The sequence below is a fragment of the Halomonas sp. 18071143 genome (genome assembly GCF_019211725.1).
Classification (GTDB): Bacteria; Pseudomonadota; Gammaproteobacteria; order Pseudomonadales; family Halomonadaceae; genus Vreelandella; species Vreelandella stevensii.
This window is the reverse complement of the sequence record NZ_CP078120.1, coordinates 1,018,903-1,035,157: the sequence shown is the minus strand read 5'-3', so window position 1 is coordinate 1,035,157 and position 16,255 is coordinate 1,018,903. Positions and strand designations below refer to the sequence as shown.

The window sequence follows — 16,255 nt, the reverse complement described above, 5'->3', positions numbered from 1 at the left end:
ATCTGTCTCGATGCACCAGTCCAGCCACTCCGTCAAGCGTCGTTCGAGCCTTGCCTGGCGCGTCATTGCGCCCAGCAGCTTGCTGCTACTGGTGCTGGTGGCGCTGTTTGTCTGGCTGGGCCATCACCATCTGACCCAGCAGCTCGAACAGAGCCGCCAGGGGCACCACGAGCGTCAACAGCGAGAAATCCGCCTGGCCATGCAGCGCTCTGCCGATAACCTGCGCCAGTTGGCAGGCTTGACAGCAAACGCCCCCGACCTGGGCAATGCCTTGGCTCAGAACGATGATGAAGGCCTACGCACGGTGCTGGCAGCCCAGTGGCCTTCGCTGCAGTTGGAAGCCGGGGTAGATGGCGTGTTCGTCTTCGATCGTCGGGGGCAGCAGCGCGGGCAGTCCGGGATGGGCGCTCCCGATATGGAGCTGCCCATTCGCGGCTGGGTGGACGATCTGCTGACGCGGGAAGTGCCCATCAAAACGCTGCGCTGTACTACCAGCTGCCAGCAATATGCAGCGGTCCCCATTCTGGTGGAGGGTGACAGCATTGGCATGGTCATGCTGTCTCGCTCACTCGCCGACGTGACCCGTGAAGCCAAGGAGGTCTCGGGTAGCGAAGTCGCGCTGATGGTGACGGGGCAGGTCGAAAGCGACGCCAACGACCCATCGCGATACCTGCCAGGCTGGAACGGCCACTTGGTCGCCATCACCAACCGGGAGCCGACCTTGTCACTGTTGGAGCAGGCCTCACTGGCCACGCCTATCTATCAGTTGGCAGACACACCCTTCAGTATGGAGTATGCCGGGCGACACCTGGAGCTGAGCGCGGTTTACATGGAAGACGACGCCGATTGGCGTAGCACCAGCTATTTTCTGCTGGTGTCCGACATCACGACGCAAACCGCTGCCATCCAACGGGCCACCAACACGCTATTGGCACTGGGCGTTGCGGGCTGGCTGGCGGCGGAGCTGCTGCTGTTGGCGATTCTGCTCGGCCCCATGGCGCGGCTGCGCCGGGTGGCAGCCCTGTTACCGGCGCTGTCGGACGGGCAGTTTCAGCGTGTGCGCGCTCATTTGCCCCAGACCACGCCCAGACGTTCCAACGAGATCGACATTCTGGAAAGTGCCACACGCACCTTGACCGATCAGCTGGAGCGCCTGGAGTCGTCGGTACATGATCACAGCGACCAACTGGCCGAGCGTATCGAGGAGCTGGCCAGCGAGCGCGATTTCGTCAATAGTCTGCTGGATACGGCCCAGGTGTTCATCGTCGTGCAAACGGCTGCCGGGCGCATTCAGCGGGTCAATGAGTATACCCGCAGCCGTTTAGGGCTGTGTGACCGGGATCTGGAAGGCCGCCATTTTTATGACATCTTCGACAGCACGGCGCACACGCCACAAGGGGATCACACTCATCGGGAAGCGCCCACGGGACAGTTGACCAGCCATCAGCAGGAAGAGAAAACGCTGCATACCCAGGACAAGCGCTACGCCACCGTGGCCTGGTACCATGCGCCGCTCACCAGTAGCCACCAGAAGCAGGTGGCGCGTATCTCGGTAGGTCTGGACATCACCGAGCGCAAAGCCGCCGAGGAGCGTTTGACCTGGTTGGCCGAGCACGACCCACTCACCGAGCTGTACAACCGCCGCTACTTCCAGGATGCGGTTCAGCACGCCCTGCTGTGCCAAAGCGAAGGCGCCATCGTGCTACTCGACCTCAACCAGTTCAAGGAAGTCAACGAGCTGAGCGGGCACCCCGTAGGCGACCAGCTATTGCGCGAAGTCGCCGACACTCTGTTCCTCAATCTCGGGCAGCGAGGCACGATTGCCAGGCTGGGCGGCGATGAGTTCGCCCTGTTACTGGAGGGAGTGAACAGCGAGCAGGCCATCAGCGTTGCCGACTATATCAACCAGTTGCTGAGCCGTATTGGCTTTCAGGCTGCCGGCCGGAAGCATCATATTTCCGCCAGCATGGGCATCGCGCTGTTCCCCGCCCACGGGCAAACCTCCGCCGACCTGCTGGCCAGTGCCGACATGGCAATGTACAAGGCCAAGGAGAGCAGCCACCAGGACTGGTATCTGCTATCCCAGGCCGAAAATGCCAAGGATGAGCTACAGGATCGCGTGTATTGGGTGGAACAGCTGCACAACGCGCTGGAGCACGAGCAGTTCGAATTGATGGCTCAGCCCATCGTGCGCCTCAAGGATCACGACATCAAACATTACGAAGTGCTGATCCGCATGCGTCAACCCGATGGCAGCCTGATAGCGCCTCAGCACTTCATACCGGTTGCCGAGCAGAGCGGCCTGGTAGTCGCTTTGGATCGCTGGGTCATCAAGCACAGCCTGCAGGCGCTAGGCAAGCTGCAGGAGCACGGCGTTTCACTGGCCGTGAACCTGTCGGGCCAGTCGCTTCACGACCTGGGGTTGAAGCAGTACCTCACCGACGAGCTGCGCAGCAGCGGTGCCGACCCGCATCACCTGATTCTCGAAGTCACGGAAACGGCAGCGATCACCGACTTTTCCACCGCCCGCAACGTCCTGCAAACGTTCAGAGATCTGGGCTGCCGTACCGCACTGGACGATTTTGGCATCGGCTTCAGCAGTTTCCATTATCTTGGCCAGCTGCCGGTGGATTACATCAAGATCGATGGCTCGTTCATTCGTAGCCTGTTGATCAATCCCGACAGCCACACCATCGTCAAGGCGATTGCTGACATTGCCAAGGGGTTCGGCAAACAGACCATCGCCGAGTTTGTCGATCAGGCAGCGTTGTCGCCTATTCTGGAAGAGTACGGTATTAACTATGGTCAAGGGTTCTATTTGGGTAAACCCATTCCATTAACACAGCTCCTGAAAGGATAAACGACGGTGATCATACCCATCGCCCCCTCAGTCACCACCCCTGATACACTCGTCGAAAATATCTTTACACCCGCCTTTTTTGATACTCACTTTTCTCTGCTGATTGCCCAGACGCCCACCGAAAAGCGGCGCGCCTTTACCTTGCGCCACGCGGTCTTCATCGAAGAGCTGCGTTACGATCTTGGCAATAGCAGCGCGCTCAATATCGAACACGATGACCATGACCAACAGTCGCTGCTGTGCCTGCTCCACCATAAGGCGACAGGGCTGGATGTAGGATGTCTGAGGGTCGTGCTGTTCGACGAGCAAAACGCTCATGGGCTGCATAGCCTGCCATTGGAAGCCTACTACGGAGCGCACCTGTTCTTGCCGAACACGCACCCGCGCCATTTTGCTTCCCATCAGGTATGCGAAGTATCGCGCCTGGCCGTTCACCCCACCGTGCGTCGCAAGCAAAGCGAAGTACAAAGCCCCTACGAGAGCATCAAGGAGAGCCCCGCCCTGCTTAGCCTGAGCCTGTTTCTTGCCGCCACGGCACTGGTGGGTCTTAGCCAACGCCATCATGTGTTCGCCATGCTGGAGCCACGCTTCAGTCGCTTGCTGAAGGCTTCCGGTCTCCAGTTTCACCAGGTGGGCGGCGTCATCGACTACTGTGGCAGTCGCGCGGCCTACTACATCGATCAGCGCGTAGCCGAGGAGCGGCTACCCAAGCGCCTCACGCCTCTCTATCAGTTCATCAAGGGCCAACTGGCCAGCCAGTTGGCGAAGAGCCCGTTGCTGCAAGATGGCAGGACATCACGCCAGCTGTGAGCCTCGCTCCTCCTGGCCGGTAAACGCCTGCGGCGCGACGCTCGCGAACTTTTCGGCAAAAAACAGCAGGGTTTCAGGATGGCGAAAGCGCTGCTCGAATGTCTCCTGCCCCTTAGGGGTGCGGCGGGTAACGCTGGCCTGATAGGCATTGCCCACTTTGGAGACGCGGACACTGTTCTCATGGCCGGGCTCACGGTGATACGCCGTGACGCTGGATTGCTGCTCCAGCAGCTGGGCCAGTTTCATCGCAGCGGCTCGCTCTTCTTCACTGGCCCACAGCGGCTGGTCTCGATTGCCGTAGTGATAGAGCATCACGGCCAGGATGAGGGCAAAAATGCTGCTGATGAGCATCCAGGTCAACTCTACCCCCGCCACCGGCACACTCAGTACGATCCCCATCTGCACCAGGCTTCCTACGGCAAACACCAGCGCCAACGGCCGCCACATGCGCTGATTCATGACGCCCCGGTTGAGCATGTACCCCCACAGCCCCACGACGCCCAACACCCCAAAGGAGAGGTGCACCAGCGCCAGCGGTGTCCCACCCCCGAAGAGAATGGCCACGATGCCCATGACAGGCAGCAGGCTGTAAAGCCCGGCGAACAGAAGGTAGGCACGCTGTAGGGACATGAGGGGCTCCTTATTTCATGGTAAAGCCACGCTTCACTAGAAAGTCACGCATATGGGGGCGCAGCTTGTTGTCGAACAGAGGGGTGAGGTTGTGCGACCAGTCGCTATTTTTATTGCCGCTACTGCGTGATTGGTAGTAGGCCCGCATGGTGTCATCGAAGGCCACGACCTGATCACTGTCTTCAGTGTAGTAGTCCTCTTTCAGAATCGCCTCAACGGGCAGTCTGGGTTTGACCTCCGGCTGATGGTCCGGGTAACCCAGGCACATGCCAAATACCGGGTAGACATGGGGCGGCAGTTTGAGCAGCTCGCTGACGGCTTCGGGGTTGTTGCGAATCCCGCCGATGTAGCAGATACCCAGCCCTTCGGATTCGGCCGCCACGGCCACGTTTTGGGCCATCAGGGCCGTGTCCACGGTGGCCACCAGCAGTTGCTCGGTCATGCCGCGCTCCACGTTGGCGCCAGTGCGTGCCGAGGCTTCGGTAGGACGCTTCATGTCAGCGCAGAACACCAGAAACACCGCACTGCTGGCCACATAGCCCTGGCCACCGGACAGTTCGGCCAGCTGCTCCCGGTTGGCCGCATCTTTCACGTGAATCACGCTGTAAGCCTGCACATGGCTGGAGGTCGCCGCCGCCTGCCCGGCCTTGATCAGCTCCAGGAGCAGCCCACGAGGGATCTCCTGATCGGTGAATTTACGAATGGAACGGTGGGACTGCAAGAGCTTGATAACGTCGTTCATGGTGCCTCACTGATCACGAAATAGTAGGGGGGCGTGCTTCATTGGAAGACTCGAATCGTAACGCATTCTTGCCCGCTTGCGGCAACCCGCGAGGCTCGCTGGCAGGCAAATGCAGCTTCACCAGGCCACATGGGTTAAACAACCCTCTGCCACTTGCCAAGCCCTGCTCACTCTTCTAAGGTTAATTCAGTATCGTCGCCACACAGGCAATACCCGACACATCACCACAGGAAAAGACATGGACGCTACCTATCGAAAAGGACCGGCCGTCTGGGCCATGCTCGCCCTGGCAGGCGTACTCCTGCTACTGAGCCTGCCCATGATCGTGGGAGGGGGATATCTGGTTCTGCTCGGGGGCTCGTGGTATTTCCTGCTGGCGGGCCTTGCCATCCTGAGCGCCGCCGTACTGATATGGCGCCGCTCCCCCACGGGCGTTTGGCTCTACGCCGCGACGGTGCTGGCGACCCTGGCTTGGTCGCTATGGGAAATCGACCAGAAAGGCTGGCTGCCGATTTGGCAGGTGGACTTACTGGCGCGCATGGGGGTGCTGTGGGGTTTGCTGGTGGTAGCACTGCTGCTGTTGCCCGCGCTGTACCGACACCGCGGCCACCAGCCTGGCTGGGGGGCACGCCTGCCGGGAGTGATCGCCCTGGCGCTGCCGGGCCTGGCACTTCTGTGGCTGTTGCAGGATCGTCATGTGGATATCGACTCCCCGGCGCAGGCACGCTTGGCGGAAGGCGCCTCTCCGCCTGCCATGAACGAACAGACCTCCATGGACTGGCCGGCCTATGGCGGCGATGCTTCGGCTCGGCGGTTTTCCGAGGCAAGCCAGATCACGCCAGACAACGCGGCACGGCTCAGCGAGGCCTGGACCTTCAATACCGGCGATACTCCCCATAGTGACGCGACACCTTATGCCTTTCAGAATACACCGCTGAAAGTGGGCAACAGCGTCTATGTTTGTACCCAGAGCAACCAGGTGTTTGCACTGGACCCCGGCAACGGCGAGCAGCAGTGGCATTTCGACCCACAGGTCGACCGCGATGCGCTGGAGCATGTCTTTTCTGCCGCCTGCCGCTCGCTGGCATACCATGAAACCGACGACCCCACGACCCAGTGCCCGCGCCGTCTGCTGATGGGCACCATGGATGGACGCCTGATGGCCCTGAATGCCGATGATGGCTCTCAGTGCACCGATTTCGGCCAGCAGGGAACCGTGGACCTGTATGAGTTCATGGACCCGCAGGCACCGGGCTATCTCTCCAATACGTCGGGCCCTACCGTGGTCAACGACAGTGTGATCGTAGGGCATCAGGTGACCGACAATCAGCGCCGGGACGGCCCTTCCGGCGCCGTTAGGTCCTACCATGCCCTGACGGGCGAGTGGCAGTGGACCTGGGACGCGGTCTGGACGACTCCCGATCAACAGCCCGAACCCGGTGAAGTGTACCCGCGCGGCACCCCCAACGTGTGGGCGGCCATCACCGCGGATGAAGCCCTGGGGCTGGTCTACCTGCCCACCGGCAACCCTACCAATGACCAATATGGCGGCGACCGCTCGCCCGAGGAGGATGCCTTCACTGCATCGCTGGTCGCCGTGGAAGCCGACTCCGGCGACGTCGCCTGGAAATTCACCACCGTGATACATGATTTATGGGATTACGACCTGGGGGCGCAACCAGCGCTGATCGACTTCCCCACCGAGGAAGGCCCCAGAGCCGCCGTGGTACAAGCCACCAAATATGGGCAGGTGTTCGTCTTCGACCGTGAAACCGGTGAACCCCTGCGCAGCATCGAGGAGCGCGCCGTGCCCCAAGGAGCCATCGAAGGAGATTGGACCTCGCCGGTACAGCCTTTTTCACCAGACATGCCCAACTTTGGCTCACTGCCAGGGCAGGAAGTCGAACGCTTGACCGGGGCGCATACCTGGGGCACGACGCCCCTGGACCACCTCTACTGCCGCATCGAGTTTCAGCGCATGCGCTACGAGGGCATGTTTACCCCTCCCACCCTGGAGGAGGGCGGCATGCTGCAGTTTCCTGGCATCCTGGGCGGCATCAACTGGGGCAGCGCCTCATTCGACCCCACGCGCCAACTAATGATCGTGAACAACAACCGCATGCCCTCGCAGGTGGTGCTCTACCCCCGTGAAGAAGCCGATACCATGGATAACATTGCCCCCATTGGTGCTCAGGATGCCAGCTACATCGACCAGCAGGCCCAGCCCATGCTGGGCGCACCGGTGGCGGCGGAGCGCGGTGCCTGGCTCTCTCCACTGGACATGCCGTGTACGGCGCCACCCTGGGGCTTTCTGAGCGCCACCGACCTGAACAGCGGCGAGATCGTCTGGTCACGCCCGCTGGGCACCAGCATGGACCAGGGGCCGCTGGGCATTCCCTCGCGCCTCAAGATGACGGTGGGTGCCCCCACTAGCGGGGGCCCGTTGGCCACCCAAGGGGGCATGACCTTCATTGGGGCCGCCATGGACGATTACCTGCGCGGCTTCGACAGCGCGACCGGCGAGCTGATATGGGAACAGCGCCTGCCTGCAGGCGGGCAGGCCAACCCCATGACCTACGTGCACCAGGGACGCCAGTATGTGGTGATCGCCGCAGGCGGCTCTTTCCAATCGGAAACCACGCTGGGCGATAGCGTCATGGCCTTCGCCCTGCCCGAATGATGGGCAGGGTTAGCGTGAAAAATGTACGCACTGCCTGGGGCTTATCCAGCGGATGGCTATACTGTAAGAAGCGTTATTCTAATACAGTGTTTCACTCTGAATAATCGTACCACTGAATAACGAAGCCAGGATGCCGCCATGACAAACGCCTCACATACACCGCCTGGGCAAGCATGGGATGCTAGCCAGTACGCGGAAAACGCACCTTTCGTGCCCAAGCTGGGCCACGAGGTGCTCAAACTGCTCTCTCCTCAGCCGGGTGAGCGCATTCTGGACCTGGGCTGCGGTGATGGCGTATTGAGCGAGCGCATCATGCAGCTGGGCGCGACCGTGCTGGGCGTCGATGCGTCGGCGGAAATGGTCGAAGCAGCGCAGCAGCGCGGCGTAACGGCCAGGGTAGTCGATGGTCACCAGCTGCCTTTCGACCACGAGTTCGATGCGGTTTTCAGCAATGCCGCCCTGCACTGGATGCTCGACCCTCAGGCCGTGCTGGCCGGCGTCAAGCGGGCCCTCAAGCCCGGGGGGCGCTTTGTGGCCGAGTTTGGTGGACACGGTAACGTGGCGGCTATTTGCACCGCGCTGATTGCCTCGCTGCAGTTCCGTGGGATCAGCTCCAAAGGGCGTCACCCCTGGTATTTCCCGACGGCAGAGGATTACGCCAACCTGCTGCAAACCGTGGGATTCCGCATCGACAGCATCGAGCTCATCCCGCGCCCTACGCCACTGCCCAAAGGCATGGCCAACTGGCTGGACACCTTTGCCAGCCCGTTCTTTCACGGTCTGGATGATGACCTGAGAGACGCCGTGTTCGATCATACCGTCAACCTGCTGTCGCACAGTCTGAGCGATGGGCACGGCAACTGGACCGCCGATTACGTGCGCCTGCGCGTGGTGGCTCACGCCTGAATGAACAACGCCCCCTGAGCACGTCGTGCGCTCAGGGGGCGTCCTGTAACCTTCCTTGGACCTTCCTTTTTAGAACTCGTCCCACTCGTCCTGCTGTGTCTGGGTAGACTTGGCTTTGGGCATCGGGGCGGGTACTTGTCGCCCAAGAGCGGGCGCTATCTCCTGCGGCGCAGGCGACAATTGCTCGCCAGCAGCCAGCCGGAAGGTGGAGATCAGTTCTGCCAGACCGCTGGCCTGGCCCTCCAGGGCCGTGGCCGCCGCGCTGGTTTCCTGCACGAGCGCCGCGTTCTGCTGGGTCACCGAATCCATTTCAGTCAACGCCGCATTGATCTGCTCGATCCCTCCGCTCTGTTCACGGGTTGCCGTGGAAATTTCACCCACCAGCGTGGTGACCCGACGAATAGCGTCCACCGTCTGATGGATGGTTTGCCCGCTACGTTCGGCCTGACTGGCACCGCTGGTGATTTGCGTCGTGGTTTGCTCGATGAGGCCGCGAATCTCCTTGGCCGACTCAGCACTGCGGGTGGCGAGAGAACGCACCTCACTGGCCACCACGGCAAAGCCGCGTCCCTGCTCACCGGCTCGGGCCGCCTCCACAGAGGCATTCAGCGCCAGGATATTGGTCTGGAAGGCAATCGAGTCGATCACGCCAATGATATCGTTCACCCTGTCGGCACTGGCGGCAATCTCGCGCATCAGCTGCACGGTCCGCTCGACCTCCTCACCGCTGCGTTCGGCCGATTGCGAGGCTGCCACGGAGAGCTGGTCGGCCTGCTGGGCGATATCTGCGTTGGTGCCCACCGTGGTCGCCATCTGCTCCATGCTGGACGCGGTTTGCTGAAGCGCAGCGGCCTGCTGCTCGGTACGCGAGGAGAGATCCTGGCTGCCCGTGGAAATCTCGCTGGCCCCGCTGTAAACGTGTTCACTGCTGCTGCGCAGGGAGAGGACCAGCGTCTTGAGTTTTTCCTGCATGGCGGCTAGCCCAATGAACAGCTGACCGATCTCGTTACGACCGCGGTCTTCGATGCGGCCGGTCAGGTCGCCATCGGCAATACGCGCAAAGTGGTCGAGCGCCTGGCGCAACGGAGTGACCACCCCTCGCACCATGGCAATACGAATGACCAGCGCCGCTACCAGTGAGAACAGCAGCAGGCCAATGGCAATGGCACCGACCCAGGTCGCTACGCGCTCCACCTGCTGCATCACCTGCTGACCACGCGACTCGGTATAGGCCACAAAGTTACCCATGGCGCTGTCCAGCGCCGCACTCTGCTCGCCAAGTGCGACCTGGCGGCGCTGGATTTGGAACGGCGGCGCATTCAATAAGGGCTCCAGCCCTTCCACTACAAAGGCCTGGTAGGCTTCGCTCACCGCTTCACTGTGGCGGGCCAGCTCGCTTGCTGGGTCCACGGCAACGGCAGAGAATTCTTCAAAATAGCGCTGGGCCGCCAACGTTGCTTCGGCCGCCTGCTCCAGGCTTTCCTGGCCTCTTTCAGGGTTGCCCATGGTGCTGAAGCTGGCCGAACGGTCGAGAAAGGTCTGCGCACGTAACGCGTTGACCTGCATTCGGTTGGCCAGATTGACCAGCCTGACGTTGGTATTGTTGATTTCGGCAAGTGCCTGGCCGCTGTTGGTATTGGCGTAAAAACCCAGCCCACTGATCAGGCCAATCATCACCACCAGCACCGCGAGGGCAGCCGTCAGGCTCCATTTTATCGAGAGATGCTTCATGAGTGAGTTCCCTTGTGCTTATTTGTTATGGCGCTGCTCAAGCGCAGAGTAAAACAATCCACGTGAAAAAACGGCACCTCTACGACTTATGTATACCAACCATTTTCATCGATGCGCACAACGAAAAAGCCCTCTCCAACAGGAGCGGGCTGTATCCAGAGAAGGCCACTTAAGCGGGTGTGTTTTTCAACGTGGCCATCTCGATCACGAAGCGGTAACGCACGTCACCTTTTTCCATGCGCTCGAAACCTTCGTTGATGTCGTTAATATCCAGCATTTCGATATCACAGGTGATGTTCTGGTCGGCACACAGCTGCAAAAGCTCTTCCGTTTCGGCAATCCCGCCGATCAGTGAACCAGCCACCACGCGGCGTTTGAAGACCAGATTGAACGCTTCGATGGTCGGCTCGATGGGCTCCAGCAGCCCGACGATGATATGCGTCCCGTTGTACTTGAGCGCGGCCAGGTAGGGGTTGAGGTCATGCTGTACCGGCACGGTGTCCAGCATGAAGTCGTAGGTCTCTGCCACGGCCTCCATTTGCGCCGGGTCGCTGGATACCACCACGTGGTCAGCACCGTTTCGCTTGGCTTCCTCTACCTTGGCGTCGGAACGGGTAAATACCGTGACTTCTGCGCCCAGCGCCTTGGCCAGCTTCACGCCCATATGGCCCAGGCCACCCATGCCAATCACCCCGATCTTGTGCCCTTTACCTACCCCGAAATGCTTCAGCGGTGAGTAGGTAGTGATACCGGCGCACAGGATAGGCGCTGCCGAGGCCAGATCGATACCGTCAGGCATCTTGAGCACGAAATGCTCGCTCACCACGATGGCATCGGAATAGCCGCCCTGAGTCAGGGTGCCATCCTGACGGTCGGGGCTACCGTAGGTCATGGTGAAGCCTTCCAGGCAGTATTGCTCTACGCCCTCCTGGCAGGCCGAACAGGTGCGGCAGGAATCGACCATACAGCCCACTCCTACCAGATCGCCTACCTGGAAGCGGCTGACGTCGCTGCCCACGGCGGTTACGCGGCCGACGATCTCGTGGCCGGGCACGACGGGGTATTGGCTCATGCCCCAGTCGTTACGCGCAAAGTGCAGGTCGCTGTGGCATACGCCACAGTAAAGAATCTCGATGGCAACGTCGTCGGCACGGGGCGAACGACGCTCAAAGGTAAACGGCGCGAGGGGTTTGTCTGCGGAAAACGCGGCGTACGATTTTGCCTGGCTCATGGAAACTCCTTGGTAAGGCATCCCGCCCATGCGAGAGAAGTCTCCATTATTGGCCGTACCGCCGCGGTTAGCGATGAACGAAGCTCCGATTTTTTTGCCTATTTCTCCATAAAGGCGTAATAAAATAACAAAAACACGCGCAAAAAAGTCACAATTGTCCTAAACGAACTGATGACAGTCTCGCCTATGGAGCCCCCATGGCCACCAACACCGCTGCGGGCAACGCCCTCGCTCAGTGCCTTTTTCCCTTGATTCGACGGGAAGGAATGAACGCCTCGGCCCTGCCACGGGTCAGCCTGCTGTACCTGAAACGGCATCAGCCGCGCACCCCGCTCATGTACGAACCGGGGCTGACGATCATTGCCCAAGGGCGAAAGATCGGTTACCTGGGTGACCGCGAGATTCACTACAACCCTGGACACTATCTCGTTCAGACCCTGCCGCTGCCTTTCGAGTGTGAAACACACGGTTCCGAACAGGCGCCGCTGCTGGGTATTTCGGTCTCTCTGGACCCCGCGCTGCTCAACGAGCTGGTCACGGCCATGGGCGATCAAGGGCCGCTTGTAAAAACCCCCAGACCCATGGCCTCGGTGGCCATGAACGAAGGCATGCAGGCTGCGGTTCTGCGGCTCGCCCACACCCTGCACGACGAAGTGGAGTGCCGCACCATGGGGGCAGCGCGTATACGTGATGTGGTGTTCGAAGCGCTCAAGGGGGAGCAGGGGCAAGCGCTACGCGCGCTGGTCAGCGGCCAGGGCCACTATGCGAGAATCGTACAGGTGCTTTCCCACCTGCATGCTCATTTTGCCGATACGTTTTCGGTGGAACAGCTGGCCCAGCAGGCCAACATGAGCGTCTCGACCTTTCATCAGCACTTCAAGCAGATCACTCGGGCCTCCCCAGCGCAGTACGTGAAGCGGCTGCGGCTATTGAAGGCTCAGCAGCTATTGCGGCAGGACCGCCATAACGTCAACCAGACCGCCCTGGCCGTCGGCTACCGCAGCGTGCCTCAGTTCAGCCGCGACTATAAGCGTTACTTTGGCGAGCCACCGCTACAGCATCGCCGACAGGAGCAGGCCATGCGCGCCTGACACGCGCCCTGTCGGCGACCCAAGTGCGCTTATTTGGCAAAAATCTGGCTCTTGTCCTTGAACGCCTTGAACTCCAGCGCATTGCCGCAGGGGTCGAGCAGGAACATGGTGGCCTGTTCACCCACTTCTCCCTTGAAGCGGATATAGGGCTCGATCACGAAATCGGTATCGCGGGCTTTCAGGCGCTCGGCCAGCGTTTCCCACTCATCCCACTCCAGGATGACACCAAAATGCGGTACCGGCACATTGTGGCCATCCACCGGGTTGGTATGCGCGCTTTCCTGCCCAGGCGTCTTGGGATGCCCGTGAATCACCAGTTGGTGGCCGAAGAAGTTGAAATCCACCCAATGGTCACTGGAGCGCCCCTCTTCCAGACCAAAAACATCATTGTAGAAAGCGCGTGCCAGCGGCACATCGTAAACGGGGATTGCCAGGTGGAAAGGGGAAAGGCTCATGAGAAGCTCCTGTTATCGGGTATGCCGCGATGTGCTGCGTTTATGGTTGGTTCAGCCATCCTAAAAGCCGCCATGCAAAAATAAAATCAATTGTTTTTTGATAAACTCACAAAAAATATTGATGAGTTACCGATCATGATTCGTGAGCTTAAAACGCTTGTCGCCGTGGCCCAGTACGGCACTTTTGCCGCTGCCGGGCAGCAGACCGGGCTGACCCAGGCGGCCGTCAGCGCCCAGATGAAGCGCCTGGAAGCGGAGCTGGGGGTCACACTGTTCGAGCGCAGCGGCCGCCATGCCGTCCTCACCCCGCGAGGGCAGGAAACCCTGCAGCAGGCCCGCACCCTGCTGGCCCTGTACCGAACGCTGGGGGCAGCGGGCACCGACCAAGCCCCCGGCACGCTCATCACGCTAGGCGCCATTGCCTCGTATCAACGTACGCTGCTACCGGACGTGCTGGCACATTTTCACCGCCACTTTCCCCACTGCCGCAGCCGGGTGGTGCCTGGGCTGTCACTGGGGCTGATGAGCCAAGTGGATGCAGGAGAGCTCGACATGGCCGTGATCATTCGGCCGCCCTTCTCGCTGCATAGCGACCTGCGCTGGCAGCCGCTGGCCCATGAACCCTTTCGCCTGTTGGTACCGCAGGGCTGGTCAGGGAGCGATTGGCGAGCATTGCTGGAGCGTCATCCGTTCGTGCGTTACGACCGGACATCCTTTGGGGGGCGGCAGGTCGAGCGCTTCTTGCGCGATCAGCACTGCCAGGTGCGCGATGTGTGTGAAGTCGATGAGCTGGATGCCATCGTTCGGCTGGTGGCCAACGGCGTGGGCGTGGCGCTGGTGCCAGAGCCCCGCGCCCTTGGCCAGTGGCCCGACGGTGTGCGAGCGGTCAGCCTCGGTGAGCACACCTTTCACAGGGACATCGGAGTGGTGTATCGCGGCGATAGCCCAGGCCACGAGGCCGCCCGCGCCCTGACCGCGTTACTGATGGAATACGCACCTCAGGGCTGAATAAAACGCACAACGCCAGCCCGAAGGCTGGCGTTGTATCGACCAACGACAGGCGTTGTACTTACGCCTGCGTTACCTCTTCTTCCTGCTCGCTGTCCTGAGCTTCCGCCTCGTCAGCGGGCTCGGCGTCCTGCTCTGCCTCGTCAGCGGTCTCTTCGACGTCACTTGCCTCGACGGCATCACCCGCCTGCAGGTTCATGGGCTCGTCAAGCTGCAGGGTTTGTGCCGTATAGGCACGCACGTCACGCAGCAGCTCCGGATTTTCCGCCAGTTTCTGGCCGTAGGACGGCACGATAGCGGTCAGGGTAGACTGCCACTCCTCGCTAGCTACCTGTTCGGGGAACACACGACCCAGCAGGTTCAGCATGATCGACGGAGCGGTGGAAGCGCCAGGCGAGGCACCCAGCAGCGCCGACATGCTGCCATCGGCAGAGCTGATGATTTCGGTACCAAACTGCAGCACACCGCCCTGCTCTTCATCGTCACGGATGATCTGCACGCGTTGACCCGCTGTCCATAGCGACCAGTCATCGGGGTTGGCTTCCGGGTAGAAGTCCTGCAGGGCTTCGAAGCGATCTTCTTCCGACATCATCACTTGGCTGACCAGATAACGCACGAGATCAAAGTTATCGACCCCGACCTGCATCATCGGCCAGGTATTGTTCAGCGTCATGGAGCCGAACAGGTCGGTCCAGGAGCCCTCTTTCAGGAACTTGCTGGAGAACGTGGCAAACGGGCCAAAGAACAGCGCGGGTTCACCGTCCAGATAGCGGATGTCCAGGTGAGGCACCGACATGGGCGGTGAGCCTTCACCGGCCTTGCCATACACTTTCACCAGGTGCTGAGACACAACGTCCGGGTTGGTGGTGTAGAGGAACTGGCCGCCCACCGGGAAGCCGCCGTAGCCCTCTACTTCAGGAATGCCGGTTTCCTGCAGCAGCGGCAGCGCCGCACCGCCCGCACCGATGAAGACGAAACGCGCATCGACGGTGAACTCATCACCGCTGGCCAAATCGGCGATACGAACCTGCCAGGTATCGTCGTCATTGCGCTCGAAGCCGCGCACTTCGCTGTTCAGACCCAGCGTGAAGTTGTCGCTCTGGGCCAGAGATTCGATCATCTGGCGCGTTTGCGCACCGTAGTTCACCTCGGTGCCCATCTGCATGCGCGTTGCTGCCACCGGGGTGCCGTCGTTCTCGCGACCGGCCATGACCAGCGGCATCCACTCGGCCAGCTCCTGCCAATCTTCGGAGTACTCCATTCCGGCGTAGAGCGGGTTCTGTACCATGGTGGCGTGACGCTCGCGCAGGAACGCCACGTCGTCTTCACCCCATACCAGGCTCAAATGGGGAGAGGTGCTGATGAACGAGCCTGGCTCGCCGAGCATGCCACGGTCCACCTGGTGCGCCCAGAACTGGCGAGACACCTCGAACTGCTCGGTCACGTTGACCGCACGGTCGATGGCCACGCTGCCGTCAGGTTGCTCGGGGGTGTAGTTCATTTCGCAGAAAGCCGAGTGCCCGGTACCGGCGTTGTTCCAGCCGTTGGAGCTTTCAGCGGCGACTTCGTCCAGCCGTTCGTAGAGGTGTATGCTCCACTCCGGCTCCAGCTCCTGGAGATAGGTGCCCAGCGTAGCGCTCATGATGCCGCCACCAATCAGCAGGACATCGACCGGTTCATCGGCCGACACGGGCATCGCTGCAAGCGCCAGCAGCGGCGAGCAGAGTAAAAGACTTAAACGTTTTTGCATGTCATGTCCCTGACGATACAGAAATGACGTGCCGGAGCAGTGAGCGCCCAGCGTCGAGGGGGGTATATTGTCGACGAAAGTCTAACAAAAAACCGCGGGCGCGAAAACATAAAAGAACGCTTAAATGAGAATGAAAGGAATTAACGTATGAAACCCGAAGACCTCGAAAAGCTGGTCTCACGCAAAATGCCCTTTGGTAAGTACGAAGGATGGCTGATAGCTGATTTACCGGGCCCCTACCTCAACTGGTTTGCCCGGGAGGGCTTTCCCACCGGGGAGATTGGCCACTTGCTGCACTTGATGCATGAAATCGACCATAACGGCCTGAGTGGCCTGCTCGACCCGCTGCGCAAAGCGTGAG

13 protein-coding genes are annotated in these 16,255 nt (G+C 60.6%); 7 read left to right on the top strand and 6 right to left on the bottom strand.

Annotated elements, in window-relative coordinates; genetic code table 11:
- The first annotated feature begins 10 nt into the window (after nucleotides 1-10).
- Both KVY02_RS04950 and KVY02_RS04945 read left to right on the top strand, forming a co-directional pair.
- Nucleotides 11-2,860 (top strand): EAL domain-containing protein, encoded by a 2,850-nt coding sequence (locus KVY02_RS04950; RefSeq protein ID WP_218314591.1) that lies wholly within the window; start codon nucleotides 11-13, stop codon nucleotides 2,858-2,860.
- Between the two features lie 6 nt (nucleotides 2,861-2,866).
- Entirely contained in the window at nucleotides 2,867-3,670 is an 804-nt protein-coding gene (locus KVY02_RS04945; RefSeq protein ID WP_218314589.1) for a PEP-CTERM/exosortase system-associated acyltransferase, read from the top strand.
- Here KVY02_RS04945 and KVY02_RS04940 read toward each other — a convergent pair.
- Both KVY02_RS04940 and nfsA read right to left on the bottom strand, forming a co-directional pair.
- Entirely contained in the window at nucleotides 3,656-4,300 is a 645-nt protein-coding gene (locus KVY02_RS04940; RefSeq protein WP_218314581.1) for a hypothetical protein, read from the bottom strand. The genes KVY02_RS04945 and KVY02_RS04940 overlap by 15 nt on opposite strands.
- A gap of 10 nt (nucleotides 4,301-4,310) precedes the next feature.
- Entirely contained in the window at nucleotides 4,311-5,042 is a 732-nt protein-coding gene (gene nfsA / locus KVY02_RS04935; protein ID WP_016916478.1) for an oxygen-insensitive NADPH nitroreductase, read from the bottom strand.
- Between the two features lie 238 nt (nucleotides 5,043-5,280).
- On the opposite strand from nfsA, the gene KVY02_RS04930 reads away from it, so the two are divergent.
- Both KVY02_RS04930 and KVY02_RS04925 read left to right on the top strand, forming a co-directional pair.
- Entirely contained in the window at nucleotides 5,281-7,722 is a 2,442-nt protein-coding gene (locus tag KVY02_RS04930) for a membrane-bound PQQ-dependent dehydrogenase, glucose/quinate/shikimate family (protein ID WP_193461265.1), read from the top strand.
- Between the two features lie 138 nt (nucleotides 7,723-7,860).
- Complete coding sequence (locus tag KVY02_RS04925; protein ID WP_218314579.1) at nucleotides 7,861-8,628, top strand: class I SAM-dependent methyltransferase; 768 nt, start codon at nucleotides 7,861-7,863, stop codon at nucleotides 8,626-8,628.
- 69 nt (nucleotides 8,629-8,697) lie between these two features.
- Here the strand turns inward: KVY02_RS04925 and KVY02_RS04920 are convergent, their stop codons facing one another.
- Nucleotides 8,698-10,359 carry a methyl-accepting chemotaxis protein gene (locus KVY02_RS04920; RefSeq protein ID WP_218314577.1) on the bottom strand — a complete coding sequence of 554 codons (1,662 nt, stop codon included), beginning with the start codon at nucleotides 10,357-10,359 and terminating at the stop codon, nucleotides 8,698-8,700.
- A gap of 169 nt (nucleotides 10,360-10,528) precedes the next feature.
- Entirely contained in the window at nucleotides 10,529-11,590 is a 1,062-nt protein-coding gene (locus KVY02_RS04915) for an NAD(P)-dependent alcohol dehydrogenase (protein ID WP_218314575.1), read from the bottom strand.
- A 197-nt stretch (nucleotides 11,591-11,787) separates the two neighbouring features.
- Between KVY02_RS04915 and KVY02_RS04910 the strand changes: the two genes are divergently transcribed.
- Complete coding sequence (locus KVY02_RS04910) at nucleotides 11,788-12,681, top strand: AraC family transcriptional regulator (protein WP_218314570.1); 894 nt, start codon at nucleotides 11,788-11,790, stop codon at nucleotides 12,679-12,681.
- Nucleotides 12,682-12,710: 29 nt separating this feature from the next.
- Here KVY02_RS04910 and KVY02_RS04905 read toward each other — a convergent pair whose 3' ends face one another.
- Nucleotides 12,711-13,136 (bottom strand): VOC family protein, encoded by a 426-nt coding sequence (locus KVY02_RS04905; protein ID WP_039175852.1) that lies wholly within the window; start codon nucleotides 13,134-13,136, stop codon nucleotides 12,711-12,713.
- Nucleotides 13,137-13,271: 135 nt separating this feature from the next.
- On the opposite strand from KVY02_RS04905, the gene KVY02_RS04900 reads away from it, so the two are divergent.
- A complete protein-coding gene (locus KVY02_RS04900) occupies nucleotides 13,272-14,144 on the top strand; it encodes a LysR family transcriptional regulator (RefSeq protein WP_218314569.1) in 873 nt (290 codons plus the stop codon).
- Between the two features lie 61 nt (nucleotides 14,145-14,205).
- Here KVY02_RS04900 and mqo read toward each other — a convergent pair whose 3' ends face one another.
- Complete coding sequence (gene mqo / locus KVY02_RS04895; RefSeq protein ID WP_218314568.1) at nucleotides 14,206-15,894, bottom strand: malate dehydrogenase (quinone); 1,689 nt, start codon at nucleotides 15,892-15,894, stop codon at nucleotides 14,206-14,208.
- A gap of 147 nt (nucleotides 15,895-16,041) precedes the next feature.
- Here mqo and KVY02_RS04890 point away from each other — a divergent pair, with 147 nt between their 5' ends.
- Nucleotides 16,042-16,254, top strand: coding sequence for a DUF3820 family protein (locus tag KVY02_RS04890; RefSeq protein ID WP_016916469.1), 213 nt, complete (start codon nucleotides 16,042-16,044; stop codon nucleotides 16,252-16,254).
- Nucleotide 16,255 lies beyond the last annotated feature (1 nt).